The organism is Aliidiomarina halalkaliphila, from assembly GCF_007096385.1.
Lineage (GTDB): Bacteria > Pseudomonadota > Gammaproteobacteria > Enterobacterales > Alteromonadaceae > Aliidiomarina > Aliidiomarina halalkaliphila.
Genome location: NZ_VJWL01000001.1, coordinates 1,265,489 through 1,283,042 on the forward strand (window position 1 = coordinate 1,265,489; position 17,554 = coordinate 1,283,042).

General features: G+C 50.8%; 18 protein-coding genes. 4 read left to right on the top strand and 14 right to left on the bottom strand.

Annotated elements, in window-relative coordinates:
• Positions 1-10 precede the first annotated feature (10 nt).
• Both ahcY and FM042_RS05855 read left to right on the top strand, forming a co-directional pair.
• Complete coding sequence (ahcY, locus tag FM042_RS05850) at positions 11-1,408, top strand: adenosylhomocysteinase (RefSeq protein WP_143235255.1); 1,398 nt, start codon at positions 11-13, stop codon at positions 1,406-1,408.
• 140 nt (positions 1,409-1,548) lie between these two features.
• Positions 1,549-2,127 (top strand): GNAT family N-acetyltransferase, encoded by a 579-nt coding sequence (locus FM042_RS05855; protein ID WP_143235257.1) that lies wholly within the window; start codon positions 1,549-1,551, stop codon positions 2,125-2,127.
• 9 nt (positions 2,128-2,136) lie between these two features.
• On the opposite strand, the gene FM042_RS05860 is transcribed toward FM042_RS05855, so the two are convergent.
• The 8 genes from FM042_RS05860 to rplU form a co-directional block, all read right to left on the bottom strand.
• Positions 2,137-3,450: an NAD(P)/FAD-dependent oxidoreductase gene (locus FM042_RS05860; protein WP_143235259.1), complete on the bottom strand. Its 1,314-nt coding sequence runs from the start codon at positions 3,448-3,450 to the stop codon at positions 2,137-2,139.
• Between the two features lie 42 nt (positions 3,451-3,492).
• Positions 3,493-4,635, bottom strand: a complete 1,143-nt coding sequence (locus tag FM042_RS05865; RefSeq protein WP_143235262.1) for an ABC transporter permease — start codon at positions 4,633-4,635, stop codon at positions 3,493-3,495.
• Positions 4,632-5,366, bottom strand: a complete 735-nt coding sequence (locus tag FM042_RS05870; protein ID WP_143235264.1) for an ABC transporter ATP-binding protein — start codon at positions 5,364-5,366, stop codon at positions 4,632-4,634. Before FM042_RS05870 ends, FM042_RS05865 begins: the two co-directional genes overlap by 4 nt.
• Positions 5,367-5,376: 10 nt before the next feature.
• A complete protein-coding gene (locus FM042_RS05875) occupies positions 5,377-6,861 on the bottom strand; it encodes an alpha/beta hydrolase (RefSeq protein WP_143235266.1) in 1,485 nt (494 codons plus the stop codon).
• A 124-nt stretch (positions 6,862-6,985) separates the two neighbouring features.
• Positions 6,986-7,483 carry a type 3 dihydrofolate reductase gene (gene folA, locus FM042_RS05880; RefSeq protein ID WP_143235268.1) on the bottom strand — a complete coding sequence of 166 codons (498 nt, stop codon included), beginning with the start codon at positions 7,481-7,483 and terminating at the stop codon, positions 6,986-6,988.
• 12 nt (positions 7,484-7,495) lie between these two features.
• Positions 7,496-8,701, bottom strand: a complete 1,206-nt coding sequence (cgtA, locus tag FM042_RS05885) for an Obg family GTPase CgtA (protein ID WP_143235270.1) — start codon at positions 8,699-8,701, stop codon at positions 7,496-7,498.
• Between the two features lie 142 nt (positions 8,702-8,843).
• Entirely contained in the window at positions 8,844-9,101 is a 258-nt protein-coding gene (gene rpmA, locus FM042_RS05890) for a 50S ribosomal protein L27 (protein WP_143235272.1), read from the bottom strand.
• Between the two features lie 15 nt (positions 9,102-9,116).
• Entirely contained in the window at positions 9,117-9,428 is a 312-nt protein-coding gene (gene rplU, locus FM042_RS05895) for a 50S ribosomal protein L21 (RefSeq protein WP_143235274.1), read from the bottom strand.
• Between the two features lie 172 nt (positions 9,429-9,600).
• On the opposite strand from rplU, the gene ispB reads away from it, so the two are divergent.
• Positions 9,601-10,572, top strand: coding sequence for an octaprenyl diphosphate synthase (gene ispB / locus FM042_RS05900; protein ID WP_143235276.1), 972 nt, complete (start codon positions 9,601-9,603; stop codon positions 10,570-10,572).
• On the opposite strand, the gene FM042_RS05905 is transcribed toward ispB, so the two are convergent.
• The 4 genes from FM042_RS05905 to mdh all read right to left on the bottom strand — a co-directional run bounded on the left by FM042_RS05905 (position 10,569) and on the right by mdh (position 14,136).
• On the bottom strand, positions 10,569-11,258 hold the full coding sequence (locus FM042_RS05905; RefSeq protein ID WP_143235278.1) for a hypothetical protein: 690 nt from the start codon (positions 11,256-11,258) through the stop codon (positions 10,569-10,571). The two genes, ispB and FM042_RS05905, sit on opposite strands and share 4 nt — an antisense overlap.
• A gap of 12 nt (positions 11,259-11,270) precedes the next feature.
• Positions 11,271-12,593: a type II toxin-antitoxin system HipA family toxin gene (locus tag FM042_RS05910; protein ID WP_143235280.1), complete on the bottom strand. Its 1,323-nt coding sequence runs from the start codon at positions 12,591-12,593 to the stop codon at positions 11,271-11,273.
• A complete protein-coding gene (locus FM042_RS05915) occupies positions 12,583-12,891 on the bottom strand; it encodes a hypothetical protein (protein WP_143235282.1) in 309 nt (102 codons plus the stop codon). Before FM042_RS05915 ends, FM042_RS05910 begins: the two co-directional genes overlap by 11 nt.
• 309 nt (positions 12,892-13,200) lie before the next feature.
• The gene (gene mdh / locus FM042_RS05920; RefSeq protein WP_143235284.1) at positions 13,201-14,136 is read right to left on the bottom strand and encodes a malate dehydrogenase; all 936 of its coding nucleotides are present in this window, start codon (positions 14,134-14,136) and stop codon (positions 13,201-13,203) included.
• A gap of 171 nt (positions 14,137-14,307) precedes the next feature.
• On the opposite strand from mdh, the gene argR reads away from it, so the two are divergent.
• The gene (gene argR, locus FM042_RS05925; RefSeq protein ID WP_143235286.1) at positions 14,308-14,775 is read left to right on the top strand and encodes a transcriptional regulator ArgR; all 468 of its coding nucleotides are present in this window, start codon (positions 14,308-14,310) and stop codon (positions 14,773-14,775) included.
• On the opposite strand, the gene FM042_RS05930 is transcribed toward argR, so the two are convergent.
• Both FM042_RS05930 and ggt read right to left on the bottom strand, forming a co-directional pair.
• A complete protein-coding gene (locus FM042_RS05930; protein WP_143235288.1) occupies positions 14,772-15,713 on the bottom strand; it encodes a Dyp-type peroxidase in 942 nt (313 codons plus the stop codon). The genes argR and FM042_RS05930 overlap by 4 nt on opposite strands.
• A gap of 120 nt (positions 15,714-15,833) precedes the next feature.
• The gene (gene ggt / locus FM042_RS05935; RefSeq protein ID WP_143235290.1) at positions 15,834-17,537 is read right to left on the bottom strand and encodes a gamma-glutamyltransferase; all 1,704 of its coding nucleotides are present in this window, start codon (positions 17,535-17,537) and stop codon (positions 15,834-15,836) included.
• Positions 17,538-17,554 lie beyond the last annotated feature (17 nt).

Genomic DNA, 17,554 nt, shown 5'->3' on the forward strand with positions numbered 1-17,554 from the left:
AGAGAACACCATGTCTGCAAATCCAGCGGTTGCGACCGAAGTAAGTCAAGATTACAAAGTAGCGGATATTAGCTTGGCCGATTACGGCCGCAAAGAAATCAATATTGCCGAATCAGAAATGCCGGCACTGATGGCTATTCGCGAGAAGTACAAAGCTAGCCAGCCGCTGAAAGGCGCGCGCATCATTGGCTGCATTCACATGACCATTCAAACTGCCGTGTTGATCGAAACCTTAATCGATCTAGGTGCTGAAGTACGTTGGTCGTCGTGCAATATTTTCTCCACCCAAGACCACGCTGCGGCAGCTATTGCCGCTGCCGGTATTCCAGTATTCGCTTGGAAAGGTGAAACTGAAGAAGAGTACGAGTGGTGCCTTGAGCAAACGTGCTTAAAAGACGGCAAGCCATGGGACGCCAATATGATTTTGGACGACGGTGGCGACGTGACTTTGTTGATTCACGACAAATATCCAGAAATGCTTGAAAAAGTACACGGTATTACCGAAGAAACCACCACTGGCGTACATCGTTTGTTGGAAATGCTGAAAAAAGGCACCTTGAAAGTGCCTGCAATCAACGTCAACGACTCAGTAACCAAATCGAAAAACGACAACAAATATGGTTGTCGTCATTCACTGAACGACGCCATTAAACGCGCAACCGACCACTTGCTCTCGGGCAAGAAAGCCTTGGTTGTTGGCTACGGCGACGTGGGTAAGGGATCGGCAGCTTCGTTGCGCCAAGAAGGCATGATCGTGAAAGTTACTGAAGTAGACCCCATCTGTGCCATGCAAGCCTGCATGGATGGCTACGAAGTGGTATCGCCGTACATTGACGGCATTAACAAAGGCGATGGCTCGACCATCAACCATGACCTTTTGGGTAACACCGATTTAATCGTGACCACCACAGGTAACGTAAACGTGTGTGACCGCTACATGCTTGCTGCCCTGAAAAAAGGCGCCGTGGTGTGTAATATCGGCCACTTCGACAATGAGATCGACACCGCGTATATGCGCAAAAACTGGCGCTGGGAGCAAGTGAAACCACAGGTTCACACGGTGTTCCGTTCAGACAACAGCGACGACTACTTGATTCTGTTGTCGGAAGGTCGCTTGGTCAACCTAGGCAACGCCACCGGTCATCCAAGCCGTATTATGGATGGCTCGTTCGCGAACCAGGTGCTCGCGCAAATTCACTTGTTTGAACAAAAGTATGCAGACATGAGCGCAGCGGACAAGAAGACCCACCTCACTGTGCAAGTGTTGCCAAAAGCCCTCGACGAAGAAGTAGCACGCTACATGGTACAAGGTTTTGGTGGTGTGATTACCAAGATGACCGAAGCCCAAGCGGAGTATATTGGCGTGACCGTCGATGGCCCGTTTAAGCCAGATAGCTATCGTTATTAATTACTAGGGTTCGAACGCCCGAAGCATGCTGCACCTGCACGATAGCTGCTGCGTTATATCCTCTACAAGAAAGCGCCTTTCGAGGCGCTTTTTTTTATGCGGTTTCAGGTATACTAGCCCAAAGAATAAGGAATACCTGCATGACGGCAAAACACCCCCAATTAACCTTTCGACAAATGACCCACGCGGATCTGGATATGGTCATGGCGTTGGGTAATAAAGTTCATGGCGAGAACTATCTCACCGAACAAAATCTTCCGGATTATTTTGCGCGAGGAATGTCTGAGAATGGCCGCAATCTGCACTGGTTGGCCTTCGCGGATGAGCAATTAGTCGGCATTCGCTTAACTTTTGCACCACATCGCTGGGATGTGGATCAGTGGTGTACGCCACAGGAATGGCCTTTTGCGCCAGAGCAGCTGTGTTACTTTAAATGCTCAGCGGTAGACCCAGACTTTCAAGGGGGAGGCGTGGGTAAATCACTACTCTACCACTCCATTATTGAGGCCCAAGGTTCAGGCTGTAAAGGCGGTCTTGCCCATATTTGGCGTCAATCACCCAACAATAGCGCCCTTGAATACTTTACCCGCTGTGGTGGAGAATTGATTAAAGATCACCCGGAGCGCTGGCTGCGTGCATCGCTCGACGACGGCTATTATTGTCCCGTGTGTGATGGCGTGTGTCATTGCACCGCGGCAGAGATGTTACTGCGCTTTTAACAGCGCCCGTTAACCCCGTTGCAACGCATAGAAGGTTCGTAACGCCAAACGGCGCAATTGCGGCAAAGGAAAGCGCGGTAAAGCGCTTTGATAAAACGGCAACTCAGGTAAGCTATCGCCCGCCACAAGCTGTGCCAAACGTTTTCCTGCCAAGCTCGCAAAAGCCACCCCTGCGCCGCAGTAGCCCATACTTGTATAAACACCAGCTTCCGGCGAATACACGCGGGGCATGGAATCGAGCGCCACGCTAATCCAACCGGACCAATAGAAATCGCTCGTGAGCCCCTGCAAGCTTGGGAAAGTTGCCTGCACTGCCGCTTCTAATCGCGCCCGATGGCGGGGGTGGGATTCAGACGCTCCGGTGACCGCACCGCGCCCACCAAACAATAAACGACCATCGGGAAGCAGTCGGTAATAGTATTTGAGCGTTCGGGTATCCATCATCATATCGTTAATCCGCAATCCCTGGGCATTCTGTTCATGCTGGGTTAACGGACGGGTGACCAAGATACTCGACAACACCGGCATTTGCCGCGCGCTCAGCTGTGGAAACGGCGATTTCGCCAAATAACCGTTGCTACACAGCAGCACGTGATTCGCCCGAATCGTGCCGGAAGGGGTGGTAAGTTGATGCCCACTACCCTGCTTTTGCCACGCCACCACTGGATGATGAGGTACACAGCGTACGCCAGCGTTCAGGGCATGTTGTAAATAGACACCCACAAGGGCGCGGGGATTTACCGCCCGCGCGGGGGTCACCTCTAAGCCACCGTGGTTCCATGAAAGGCCAGGAACTTGCTGGGCAATATCATCGGGGCTTAACCAATGTGCAGTGAGGGCCGTATGTGCATAAAGGCTTTGTTGGCGCTGCAACTGAGCAGCCATTTTAGCGCTATGGGCTAGGCGAAGGTAACGGGTATGCAATAAATCACAGGACACATCCGATGCATCCACCATGGCTTCCACATGGGTAATACTGGTGGCGAATTCCTGTTGCACCGCGCACGCGGTGTCAAAACCGAAGGATTTCTGATAATCGCTAAAACTTAAACGCCCAGTTCCTGGCAAGAGAAAACCGGCATTACGGGAACTGCAGCCTGCTCCGATACCGCCGGCATCGATCAGCACCACCTCTCGACCTCGCTGCGCTAATTCAATTGCTGCATTGAGGCCGGTATAACCCGCACCAATCACGACCACATCAGCGCTGCCCGGAAGTGGGCTCGCATCAAATGCGGGCAATTCCGTATTGCTCGCCCAATAAGACTGCACACCACGCTCGTGGTCTCGTGGGATCTGGTTATGCGTTAGTGGATCATACATACAAACATCATCTCCCTCGAGACAGCGCGTTCCCAGAATTGCTTACAGCCCAAACACCACCTTTTCGCTGCGCAACATGCGCGTCACCACGCCCACGAGCACAAGAGTGAGCGCCAGAGTAATGGCACTTCCTGCTATTACCGCCATTACGTCCAGTGGCTGGCCGGCGATGGATGAGAACAACACATTGTGTTGCGATGTCACCGGAAGCATTTTTAGGATCGGGTGCTCAAAGCGGGTAAATTCTAATGCGAAAATTGCTGCGACGGGAATGAACATCACCAGTGAAATATAGGTTTGCGCTTCTTTAAACGATTTTGCTCGGAAACTCACAAAGAGTTGCAAGATACTGGCGAACAATGCCAAAGGGATCAGCACCAGGGCAATCACGAATTGCTGGCTCCACGACATCGCAAAATCGATACCCAGCTTCTCCAAAGGCACAAACAGAAACACTACGGGAATTAATAGCAGTGCTAGAATTCCACCAAAGGCAGCAAAGCTTGCGGCTGCGGTGGCTTTGGCGGCAACAAGCCAATGGGTTGCCACCGGTTGCGCCAACAGAAATTCTAAGGAATTGCGCTCACGCTCTCCGGCACTGCTATCAATGGCCACGTTCATGCCCGAGAAAAACACCGACATCAGTACAAAGACCATCACCATACCGAGCACCAAAGCTGCACGGGAGCCTTTAGTGGCGGTATCTTGCCGATCAACCTGGAGCGGTTGAATCACCTCCGAGCTGATCCCGCGCAAGGTTAAACGATGAATCGCAATACTTTGCCCATATTCGCGTAATGCAGACTCCACGCGATTGCGCTGGCTTTGGGCACTGCGCTCGCTGTAATCCGCGCGCACGACAATTGGGATAGGCTTTGCTCGCGCTAAATCCTCTGCGTAGGTCTCAGGAATTTCTAACCAGATATCCTGTGCTGGGTGCTCGTCGCTCCCCGGAAGAATGCGACGTGACTCCAAGAAATTCACCAAGGCCGGCGCATACTCGGCCCCGTCGATATGGACCCGCACATCCCGTTCCGACACCACATCTTTGATCAGCACCATAAAGGCAACGGCCATGAGCATCGGGCCAAACAGTGCGTAAGACATCGCGGCCATTAAACTGCGGCGGTCGCGCACTGCATCGAGCATTTCCTTGCGCCAAATGGTAAAAAATACGCGCTTCATAGCATAATTCCTTCTTCGGTCCCGATCAGCTCCACAAAGGCATCCTCAAAGCTCGCTTTGCCGGTACGGTCACAGAGTTCCTGTGGCGTGCCTTCGGCTTTCACTTGGCCCTTCACCATGATCACGACATGATCACAGAGTGCAGCTACTTCTTGCATCACGTGACTCGAGAAGAGAATACAACGCCCCTGCTCCCGTAACCGATACATCAATTGCCGTAGAATACGCGTGCTCATCACATCCAAGCCTCGACTCGGCTCATCCAAAATCAGATTTTGCGGTTGATGCACGATGGCTTGGGCAAGCGCGACTTTCATCCGTTGCCCCTGAGAGAATCCCGCGGTTCGCCGGTCCGCGATATCCGCCATATCCAGCTCTTGAATCACCCGCTCTACCGCTGCTTTCAAAGTGTCGTTATGTAGTCCATGTAAGGCTGCGAAATAAGCAATATGCTCGCGGGCGGTAAGGCGTTCTTGCAAGCCAAATTTATCCGGAAAAATACCGATGCGGCGACGCACTTCCAGCGGTTGATCTGCCGCGTTGATATCATCCACAGTAGCAAACCCAGCATCAGCTTTGATCAAACCGTAAATACTACGCAAACAAGTGGTTTTACCTGCGCCATTGGGGCCAAGCAAACCGGTGATTTTTCCGTCTTCCGCATGAAACGACAAGCCGTTTAACGCCTGCACATCTTTATATGCTTTCATCAAGCCGTCAGTTTTAATCATGGCGTTCTCCTTACATGCCTGCGGCGTTGATGTTGCGAACAAAGGGTAAGCGGCGGGTGCGCTCTAAGCAGCTACCGTCCAGTTCGCTCTCAGGATTATTCAGAAAATCTGCTGCAATGCGGTTGGCACAGGTATGGGAGATAATGGTATGGCCCCCATGTTCAGCCACCAGATGGGTACTATTGGGCAATGTTTCTGCGGCGACTTCCGCCCATTGTGGTGGCGTGACCGGATCTTGAGCGCCTGACAATAACAGCACAGGCACATCTGAGGATACCGGCTCTGCCCATGCTGGGTTGCCAGGGGCCACTGGCCAACCGCGGCACATACTCATAAAGTCGGCGGTTAATTGACCCCCCATAAAGGTATTGGCGCGGTCGCGGGCAAGTAGTTCCTCGTCGACGCGGGGGATATCCTCTTGGCACAGCACCGACAATAACAAGCCGATATACAAAGGCTGATCCGCATCAATGCTATTCATCAGGCCGAGAATAGGGCGATAGTCCCCTGCGCTCGCCGCGGTAATGGCTAATGGAATTAGCTGGCGGGTGCGTGGGCTATATAACGCATTGCGCAAATTGCCTGCGAGACGATATTCCGTGAGCAACAAATCGATGGGCTCATCACTACGTGGATCCCGATAATGCAACAGTTCGGGCTCGTCTCGCAAACGTGCACGCAAGTTCTGATAGGTGGCATCTAAATCCCCAAACAACTCAGCGCAAGCGGCTTCTTCCGCGCAATCGGCGAGCAGCCGTTCGTAGGCTTGTTGACTAAAAGTGCCAAATGGCCCTACAACGACCTGTGTGGGGGCAACGCCATCGAGGATGGCACTACGTATCCCTTCAGGTTTTTCACGCAGCCACACCAGCGCTGCACGCGTTCCGTAGGAACCTCCATACAGGTTTACTTGGTCATAACCGAGAGCCACGCGAACTGCGTCAAAATCATGGACGGCATTTACCGAGTGATAGTGCTGAAAGTTCACTGCATGGGTCGCGGCACACTCCGCCATCATGGCACTAAGATCAACGTCATCTTCAGTGACCAACAAGGCATCTAAATCCATCACATCACATTGCAATGGATTGGATTTCCCCGTACCGCGTTGGTCTACCAGAATAATGTCGCGTGTCTGCCTTACTTGCGAGAATATCGAGGCAATAAAAGGTGTCAGTTCCGTGGCCGCTTGGCCCGGGCCTCCTGCCAGAAAGAAGAGCGGGTCTGATGCTTTACCTGAGCTTACCGCAGGAAGCCGTACCACATGAATATCGAGGGTGGTGTCTGAGGGCGCCAGATGATCTTCGGGAACCGTTAAATAACCGCATTCAACTTGTTCCGCAAACCCGCGAATATGGCAGGATTTCATGGTGAGAGACGCGTTGCGATCGGCGCTTTCCGCTTCCTCAGCCTTTGTCCCAAAGCTAGCAACAACACAGGCACTGGCCAGTAACCATCCGGTTATCGAGGCATGCAACAAGGATCGAACAGTCATGGATACACTCGCTTTTATTATAATGTCGCTTAGTTGTACCGATTTATCTCAGTGACCTCAACCGAAATTCGGTGGGTGAAACACTCCCTTACAAAAAAGCCCTGCATGGCAGGGCTATATTCTATCAGAGGCGTTCGTAGAGGTAGCCTTTGAAAGCTAAAGGGTTATCCGCCGTGGCGGCACTTTCCCGTAATAACGTTTTTTGCCATTGCTCATCGCGCCACTCAGGAAACCACGTATCCCCTTTCGTCTCTAGATCAATATGCGTTAGATACAGACGCGTGGCCTGGGGCAAAAACGCGTTATAAATTTCACCGCCACCGATAATCATCACTTCGCCGTCATCACCGGCAACCGCCTTCGCTTGGGCTAACGCATCGTCGACCGAGCTCACCGCAATCACCCCTTCGGGTAAATCAGCAGCTTGCCGTGTTAGCACAATATTGGTGCGCCCTGGCAAGGCACGACCAATGGAGGCGAATGTTTTTCGCCCCATCACAATGGGCTTGCCTAAGGTAAGCTCTTTGAAATAGCGTAATTCGGCCGGCAAATGCCAGGGCATATCACCCTGGTATCCAATCACTCGATTGTTCGCCATGGCCGCGATTAACGACACGTGCATTGATGTCTATCCCTATGGCTTGTAGATCACGTGGCCATCATCTGGCTCATCGTCATCCCAATCATCGTCGTCTTCATCCCAATCGTCATCGCCATCCACGCCCGCTTCAAAATTATCCATTTCACGGTCGTCGCGCAGGGCTTCAGAATGGTAATTGCTCCACTTAAACTCGACTTCTTCAGGCTCTGCTTCCGGATTAACCACTTCCTTCGGCAAGGCCTCAAGGTACTTCATAATTTCGTGCATTAGCTCTTTACAGGCATCCCCTGTGAGCGCCGACAATTCAAATACGGGGCCTTCCCAATCCAATGCTTCAACCACACGGGCACGCACTTCGGCCAACTCCTCTGGCAACAACAGATCGGTTTTGTTGAGCACTAGCCAACGCGGTTTTTCAGCAAGCTCCGGGCTATACTGGGCCAATTCATCGATAATAGTCACCGCCACTTGGGCTGGATCGGAATTATCGTATGGCGCCACATCCACAAGATGCAATAAGAGGCCACAGCGCTCTAAGTGCTTGAGGAACTGAATCCCCAAACCAGCACCTTCGGCGGCACCTTCAATGAGACCGGGGATATCGGCAATCACAAAGCTTTGCGAGCCCGATAAACGCACCACGCCTAAGTTTGGTACGAGCGTTGTAAACGGATAATCCGCCACTTTTGGTTTCGCTGCAGATACCGAACGAATCAAGGTTGATTTGCCGGCATTCGGCATACCCAACAAACCCACATCCGCAAGCAATAAAAGCTCGAGTAATAGATTACGGTGTTCACCTTTGGTGCCGTCGGTACGCTGACGCGGCGCACGGTTGGTACTGCTTTTAAAGCGCGTGTTGCCCAATCCGTGGAATCCGCCTTTTGCCACCATCAAGCGCTGACCATGACGGGTTAAATCACCAAGTACTTCGCCCGTATCGATATCTTTAACGCGGGTACCCACAGGAACTTGCAGTTCCTTGTCGTCGCCCCGCTTACCAGTACAGTTCCGGCTCATGCCATTTTGGCCACGCGCCGCGCGATGCATCCGCTCAAAGTGGAAGTCAATTAGGGTGTTGACGTTTTCATCGGCGACTAGCCAGACATCCCCACCATCCCCACCGTCGCCGCCATCGGGGCCACCTTTAGGGATAAATTTTTCACGCCGAAAGCTCACGCAACCGTTACCACCGTCGCCTGCTTCTACGCGTACTTCTACTTCATCTACGAATTTCATGGGATTGCCTGTCTAACTAATGCGTGCCTGATAAAACTACTCGCTTCAACGTTGCTTCGCAAATTTTAACCAAACTGCTGACTCTATTGAAGATACAAAAAACCCCGCACAACGGCGGGGTTTTCCGGAATGGGGTGTTCGATTACTCAGCAACGATGCTGATGAACTTCCGGTTCTGGCGTCCACGCTGTTCGAAGGTTACTTTACCGTCGACTTTCGCAAACAAGGTGTGGTCACGACCAACACCTACATTGTCGCCTGCGTGGAACTTAGTGCCCCGCTGACGCACCAGGATGTTACCTGCCAGTACAGACTCGCCGCCGTAGCGCTTTACACCAAGGCGTTTGCTTTCTGAGTCACGACCGTTACGGGTTGAACCACCTGCTTTTTTATGTGCCATGTGTCTCTACTCCTCTTACGCGCTGATGCCAGTGATTTTCACTTCAGTGAACCACTGACGGTGACCCGCCTGCTTCATGCTGTGCTTACGACGACGGAACTTAATAATCGTCACTTTATCAGCACGGCCATGGTTCACAACCTCAGCCTTAATTTTTCCACCTGCCACGAAAGGCGCGCCAATCGTTACATTTTCACCATCAGAGAGCATGAGCACTTGCTCAAATTCTACGGTATCACCGGTAGCTGCTTCGAGCTTTTCCAGGCGAACGGTCTGGCCCTCGGTGACACGGTGTTGTTTTCCGCCACTTTGAAAAACCGCGTACATATTCTTCTCCACATGCCCAACAGGGCGCAACAAACTTAATTCAGGCCGCGGATTTTACGGAAAAATTATCCACAACGCAAGCCAAAACTCAAAAAATCATCAAACTGGCAGAATTCTGTAAATACGGTAAAATCAGCGCCAAATTTAACTAAGTTACTGAAACCGAATTGCCATGACCTTGGATCAAGTAAAAGCCTTAAGCAACACCGACATGAGCGCTGTAAACGCGATTATTACAGAGCAGCTGCAATCCGATGTAGCCCTCATTAATCAGCTCGGCTTTTACATTATTAGCAGCGGGGGTAAACGCCTGCGTCCACAATTGGCCGTGCTTACTGCTCGTGCACTCGGTTATCAAGGCACCCATCACCAGTTATTAGCGGCAATCGTTGAGTTTATCCACACAGCGACCCTTTTACACGACGATGTTGTGGATGAATCTATGACTCGCCGTGGAAAAGACACCGCTAATGCACTTTTTGGAAACGAAGCAAGTGTTCTAGTTGGCGATTTTCTGTACACCCGAGCGTTCCAGCTCATGGTCAAAACCGAAAGCATGCGCGTGCTGGAAGTGATGGCCAATGCCACTAACGTGATTGCCGAAGGTGAAGTACTGCAACTTATGAACTGTAACGATCCGGAAACCTCAGAGGAATCCTATTTTCAGGTCATTTACAGTAAAACCGCCAAGCTGTTTGAGGCCGCAACAGAATTGGCAGCGGAACTTGCTGGTCAGCCAGCACATGTGCAAAAAGCCGCCGCCGACTACGGACGCTATCTCGGCACCGCGTTTCAGTTGGTCGACGACTTGCTGGATTACACCTCGGATGCCGAAACCATGGGTAAAGATGCCGGGGATGATCTCGCCGAAGGCAAACCCACCCTGCCGCTCCTGTATGCCATGTGGAATACCGACAGCGCGCATGCCGCCCTGATTCGTGAAGCCATTGAACAAGGTGGCAAGCGCGATTCGCTGGCACCGATATTAGCCGTCATGGAAAGCACTGGCGCGCTTGAGTACACCCGCAACAAAGCCTTAGAGCAGCGCGATCTAGCGATCGCGGCCCTCGCCGACTTCCCTGAGTCCGATTACAAGGAAGCACTGAAAGCGCTTGCCAACCTCGCGGTAGAGCGGGTCGCTTAATTTAACTTCAGGGGCTCGCCCCGGTCGAGTACCAAAATAAGTAACCCGTAGTGAGAGCCGTTGTCCTCTATTGTGCGCAGCACGCCACCACGCGATAGCCCTTGAACATCTCGATCCCGGGATACATTGTCGAGCAGGGTGGATACATCTGCGGCATCGTAAGCTGAAAACAACACACCACACAGCGCCTGAGAACACTGCAATGCCTGATGTTGAACGTGAGAGGCATCTCTCACTAAGGTATCCAAACGACGCTCGGCATCATACGACAGAGCGTCTTTTACCCCTTCCCCATCCAAGCGGTGAATATGCTCAGCAAGCTCAATCACCGACAATTTGTAGATCCTGCTGGTATCTAACACCAATGTTCCGTCTTTGGATGTCAGATACACCTGTAAATTCTCGCTGTGCTCGTGCCCTGCGTACTCGTCGACGAGGCCACGATTCGTATAATCATCATCGTCCGTCGCCGTTGCTTGACTGCCAAGTGAAGTGCCATCTACTGTGCGCTCGGGGCTATCCCCAACAATGTCATCTGCGGTTTGTCGCGACAACGCTTGCCGTGCCTCCCTTTCTTGTAACGCCTCATGAGACGCTACACGCTCAGTGCCCGATTCAGGCATTAAGGAAAAATACGCGAGCGCGACAACAATCAGGAACGCGATAATCAGTAGGATTTTTTTCACAAATACCTCAACTTAGTGTTCTGCTGGAATCATCAGTTCTAATGTGCCACATCGCTCACGAATACGAGCTATGATCTTTGCGTATAATTCATCTGGTATCGGTGTTCTAAAGCCACTCTCTAAAACGTCTAAAATTTTAGTGGTTAGCTGCTTCATTTGTTTTTCTATGAGTGCTTTCGGCAAACCTATATTCAATCCCAGCTGTACAAAGTCATGCTTGGTATAATAACCAAACCGTTCATATGCATCACTGAACTGACCATCATCTCCTTCTTCTATGGCGAGAACGCCAATCGACATGAAGCAAGCGGAGTCAAATTGAGGATATGGGGCGAGGCTTAGTACGTCATAGACGGGCGTTAAAATGTCCATCGTTGTACCTTGGCCGCTAGGCTTTCGCATCATGGAAAAATTCTTCAGATGCAAATCGTTGTTGCCAACGATGTAAGAAAAGACAACCTGTAAGAACAACTTTAAAGTGACCGCTTTACTCTTCCCGGCTACATTGCTTAAACGTTTTAACACGGTTTCATAACTTAATGCATCGCTGTCCTTATGTTTGGGATGCACTAAACATAAGGATGCACCATCCTCTATAAAGTAGCGCTGTTTCTCATTAAGGATATCAAAACGCTTTGTCACATAGGCGAGCTCTCCGTCTTCAAAAGGCACAAGACCACAGTCAGCAGCATTTAAACCAACCTTGTTGGCCAAGCTCATAACGAAGAACTCATTTTCAGGACAATGTGGCACGCCTTCTGGTGCAGGCTTAACGATGTATTGGCCTCCGCGGACCGTAGGAACGAGCTGACTCCCTTCCAGCTTCATCATGAGCTTTCGCTGCACACCTGATATGGATTGTCCGTTCGCATGATCTATCGCGTAATCGTTGAACGATCCCGATGTACCAACAATGGAAACGCCTTTATCTCTTAGGGTGCTCGGTTTAGGTATAGGGAGCTGAACAATCCGATCAGATGGCAACGCATCAACCTCGCCTGCCACCACAGACACTGCACCGATAAGCTCTTCTCCATTGGCGCATAGCAAACCGAATTCATCATTTTTATCGAGTCTTGCCTTATGCGCCTGATGCGCTCTTAACCAGCCTTCCGAGAGCAAATTAGAAAAGAAGGGAGGTAAAGCATCAAACTCATATTGAGCGTCTGTGACCGGAAAATAATGTCCAATGGGAGAGCCATGGGTTAGATATTCTGCTGCATACTTAAATGTATAATGCTCACGTGCAGATAAGTTCTGAGAATCGCGGTACTCTGTAAGTGTCCCGGCCCTCTTACTGTTAACAAATACGGTAGCTACACGATTAACTTGCATCGGCACGTCCAATGTACAATGTGTAGTTTCCAAACACAGAGATAATAGACTCAATGGTTGCGCGTTTAGTTGAGCTCGGAGAGTTGAATGCCGCGTAGAGGGTTGCCTTGCTTATCATCGCAAGTTCGCAGAATGTGTCGATGGTAATATCGTTTTCTTTAACATAGCGCGTCACACGCTCTCTTAATTCTGAAAGCGGAAACATATCTTTGTCTGCTAGCTCTTGAGCCTCAATGCGCTCAAGCTCTTTCAAGAGCGCGTTAACACGCTGCTTGATTTGTGTGATATTGCTTTTCATGCACTCCACCAAAACTAAGTTTTATTTATCGAACTATTCTATAGAAAATAACGATTTTGTTTGTTTTAGCATACTTTTAATGGATAAAACAAGTAAAAATGAACTATAGTGTTAATATTTCGATCTTTAGTTTATTACAGTGGACTTTTTGCTTCAGGCTGACTTCATCAAATTCACAATAGACGCCCGCAGTTGATGCCGACGGCGTCCTTGCGGCGCACGTGATGTCGAGTGGAGATAGCGGTGAACCAGCGACGGCCTTTCCAACAAAAAACCGCCCGAAGGCGGTTTTATGCTTTCAATCAGTGCTTACTGATTGGCGAAGTCGATACCCATTTGGATATCTTTTTTCAGGCCGTCCAACATATCGTTTTTGGCTTTTTCTTCGAATGCACTCAAGGTGCCATAAGGCAGGATTTCTTCGATACCGTTTTTGCCTAAGCGTACCGCTTGCGCAAAGTAGGTTGCATCGCTGCCATCGCCTTCAACGTAGGCATATTCAGTAACGTTCTCGCCTTGCAGACCTTTCACCAATGAGAAGCAGAAACGTGCCGCTGCTTGACCCATCGACAAGGTTGCTGAACCGCCGCCAGCTTTCGCTTCTACAACTTCAGTTCCGGCATTCTGGATGCGGTGGGTTAAGCTTTCGATTTCGTCTTGGCTAAACTCCACACCCTTCACTTGTGACAGTAATGGCAGAATAGTGGTGCCGCTGTGACCACCGATTACCGGTACGTGCAAGTCTTCAGGGTTCTTGCCTTTGAGCTCACCCACGAAGGTTTCTGCGCGAATCACGTCGAGGGTCGTCACACCGAACAAACGATTCTTGTCGTACACGCCTTTTTTCTTCAACACTTCAGCGGCAATGGCTACTGTGGTGTTCACTGGATTGGTGATAATGCCAACCAATGCCTTCGGGCAGGTATCTGCGATATTCTCAATCAAGTTCTTAATAATGCCAGCGTTCATGTTGAACAAGTCAGAACGGTCCATTCCAGGCTTGCGCGGAACACCGGCTGGAATTAATACAACGTCTGCACCCGCTAAGGCGTCTTTCAAACCTTCTTGGCCATACCCTTTTACCGTCACTGCGGTGGGGATGTGGCTGAGGTCGACAGCAACACCCGGAGTTACCGGTGCAATGTCGAATAAGGCCAGATCAGAACCAGCTGGAAGCTGGGTTTTTAGAAGAAGAGATAACGCCTGACCTATACCGCCAGCGGCGCCTAACACTGCTACTTTCATATCGCACTCCATTCAGTCAGTTGCGGGGGCTAAACCTTAAAGGATCAGCGCTAAAATTACAATAAATCCCGGCTTTTTCGTTGCCTTAAATTAGGATAATTAGGTGTTCGAAAAAATTTCCGATACACTGTGCCGAAAAGCCCCCATTATAACAATCCGACGAAAGTAGATATGGCACTCCAACATCAAGATGTATTGATTGAAGCCTTTAAGGCGTTATTGAAAGAAGAACGTTACTCTTCTCAGGCGGAGATTGTTGAAGCCCTGCAGAAGCGTGGCTTTCATGGCATGAATCAATCGAAAGTATCGCGCATGTTAAGTAAGTTTGGTGCGGTGCGCGCCCGTAACGCGCGGGAAGATATGGTGTACTGTTTGCCGCCAGAATTGTCGATGCCTTCAGCAAAAAGTTCAGTACGGCAACTCGTGTTGGATGTCGAACATAACTCGGTGATGATCATTATTCGCACAACACCGGGCGCCGCCCAGTTAATCGCGCGCTTATTAGATTCTGTGGGAAAAAAAGAAGGTGTGCTCGGAACTATCGCCGGGGATGATACGATTTTCATCTCGCCGGTAGATATCAATCACATTGAAGATACCTTAAAGAACGTACAACAACTGTTCGATACCCCTATCTAATCACCGTCGTTTCTCTTGTTCTGATCCAAAATCGTTGGCAGGTCCGTGAGGCCCTGTAACCAACGCTCAGAGGGCACAAAGTAGACACTATTGTGTTCTACCTGTTGATAATCTAACAATGGATCACACAGCCCGTCTGCATCGGGTAGAAAACGTCGTGTCATCCAATCCTGCAATGCGTTCATGCTGCGTGCAAAAGAGAATGCGATTTCTCCTTGGTGGCGCAGATTTGTGAGTAGCATCCGCTGCGACCACACCTCACCTAGATTCTTCTCGGCATGGCTCTGTTTCGCTGTTTTTAAGCGCTGGCCGGAGCTACGTTCTCGCCCCATTAATCGTTCTTGTTCGGCATTGGTCAGCCGACTAAATCGTGCCACTTCTGCGCGCGATTGCTGAATCCAGAGAAAACTGCCATCTTCGAATTCGGGATCATCGTCGCTTCGCACTAACGCAAGTTCGCGCCGCTGCCCGCCGTGAGGCATGTCTGGATTCACCTTAAAGCCGAGCCAATCACGCCCATCCAAATAGCGAAATGACACGGTTTCCTGGGCCAATACCGCGACCCCGGTTAGCACTTCTTGCAAAGCTCTGGCGGTGGCATAGTTCGCATCCACCCGATCCGAGCGCACAATTAACACAAAGTCGTAAGGCGTTGCCGGGCACGGATGTTCACTGCGGGTAAAATCAGGCACGCCATGCAAGCCATCTGGCCGTGAATCTGGCGACAGCACATCCCAATATGCTTCACCAATACCCACCACAACCGACAGTAAGGCTTCAGAGAAGTAGCCCTGCCAGTGTTTTATATGCTCGGGAAGGGATGCTAAACACGCGCGTACCCCAGCGACATCATCACTGTCGATATGCATAAAAACAAATAACCCGTGAAGGCTGGGTTCGGCGTAGATCCCCGATTGTGGACGATGCAATACGGCCATGGTGCAACTCACTCCTTGCTGATGCACAGCACCTGCGGTGCTCTACTGATGTAGGCATCATGCCACGGCTTGGGCGTTGGGAAAAGTGCGCTGAGCACGCAAGCACTCAGCGCGAGGGGATTAATAACCGGCGGCGTAGCCGTCTTTACGACTTTCCGACGCGCCAATATAGATACCTTGCTCAGCATCGTACCAAATCGCTTGATACCCACCGTATGGACCGACGGCTTCTTGCAGGCGGTGTCCCATCTTAATCAGTTCACGACGGGTGTTATCAGAAAAACCATTTTCTAAACTCAATACACCGCCATCGGTCATGGTTTCACCGGTCGGTTGGCTCGACCCCGTATGCAGAATCCGCGGAGCATCACCGGCCTCTTGTAGGTTCATACCAAAATCGAGCATATTGATAAGGATCTGCGCGTGCATCTGCGGTTGTGTGCCACCGCCCATCACACCGTAGCTCATCACCGGTTTACCATCTTTGGTAACAAAGGCAGGGATAATGGTATTAAACGGACGCTTACCCGGTTCAAACACGTTCATGTGATTTGGATCCAAGGCAAACAACTCGCCCCGGTTTTGCAGCACAAAACCTAGACCACTTGGGGTAATGCCCGACCCCATGCCGCGATAGTTACTTTGAATCAAGCTCACCATATTGCCGTGCTTATCCGCCGTGGTGAGATAGATGGTATCGCCTGTCATCGGAGGATTACCCGGCTCGTAGCTGCGCCCTGCCCGTTCTGAATTAATCAACTTGGCGCGTTCTTGGGCGTACTCTTTGGAAATCAGCCAATCCACTGGGATTTCATTAAATTGCATATCCGAGTAAAACTTCGCACGATCTTCAAAGGCAAGTTTCTTTGCTTCAACGAAGTGATGGATATACTCAGGGCTATCGAATCCCATGGCAGCAATATCAAATTGCTCAAGGATGTTGAGAATTTGCAGCGCCGCAATACCTTGGGTGTTGGGGGGAAGCTCCCACAAATCATAACCACGATAGTTGGTGGATACCGGTTGCACCCACTCTGATTCATGGGCGGCCATGTCGTCGTAGCTTAGAAAGCCACCATGCTCTTGCACGAAATCACCGATAGTGCGTGCAATTGCTCCGCGATAAAACACGTCGCGACCGCCTTCAGCGATTTGTGCGTAGGTATTGGCCAAATCAGGATTGCGGAACATTTCGCCCTTTTGTGGGGTGCGCCCCGCTTTCATAAAGACATCCCGAAAACCAGGAAAGTCCTGCAGTACTTCTGCATTGCGCTCAAAATAATAAGCAATCACTTCGGTGACCGGAAAGCCATTTTCTGCGTAATGGATGGAGGGTGCCAAAATATCGCTCATGGGCATATTCCCGAAACGCTCGTGCATCTCAAACCAACCATCGACTGCGCCCGGCACGGATAGAGGGAGCAAGCCGCGCTGGGGAATACTCTCATAACCGTTTTCAAGGAAATAATCGAGGGACAAACTCATGGGTGAGCGACCTGAGGCATTGAGGCCATAAAGCTGTTGGCTTTCCGCGTGCCAAATAATGGCATATAAATCACCGCCTATACCGTTCCCGGTTGGCTCCACCAAGCCCAACATGGCGTTGGCAGCAATAGCCGCGTCGATGGCATTACCACCGGCTTTCATCACGTCTAGCGCCACCTGCGTGGCTAAACCTTGGCTGGTGGCCGCCATGGCCTCTGGTGCCATCACTTCTGAGCGTGAGGCAAAATGGTGCCCGGTAATACGGTCGTAGGCGGATACCGTCAATGTAGTCGCCGCGACAGCAACCACCAGAGCCGCTTTCTTAAATAGACTGTGCATATTTCCTCCAATCACAT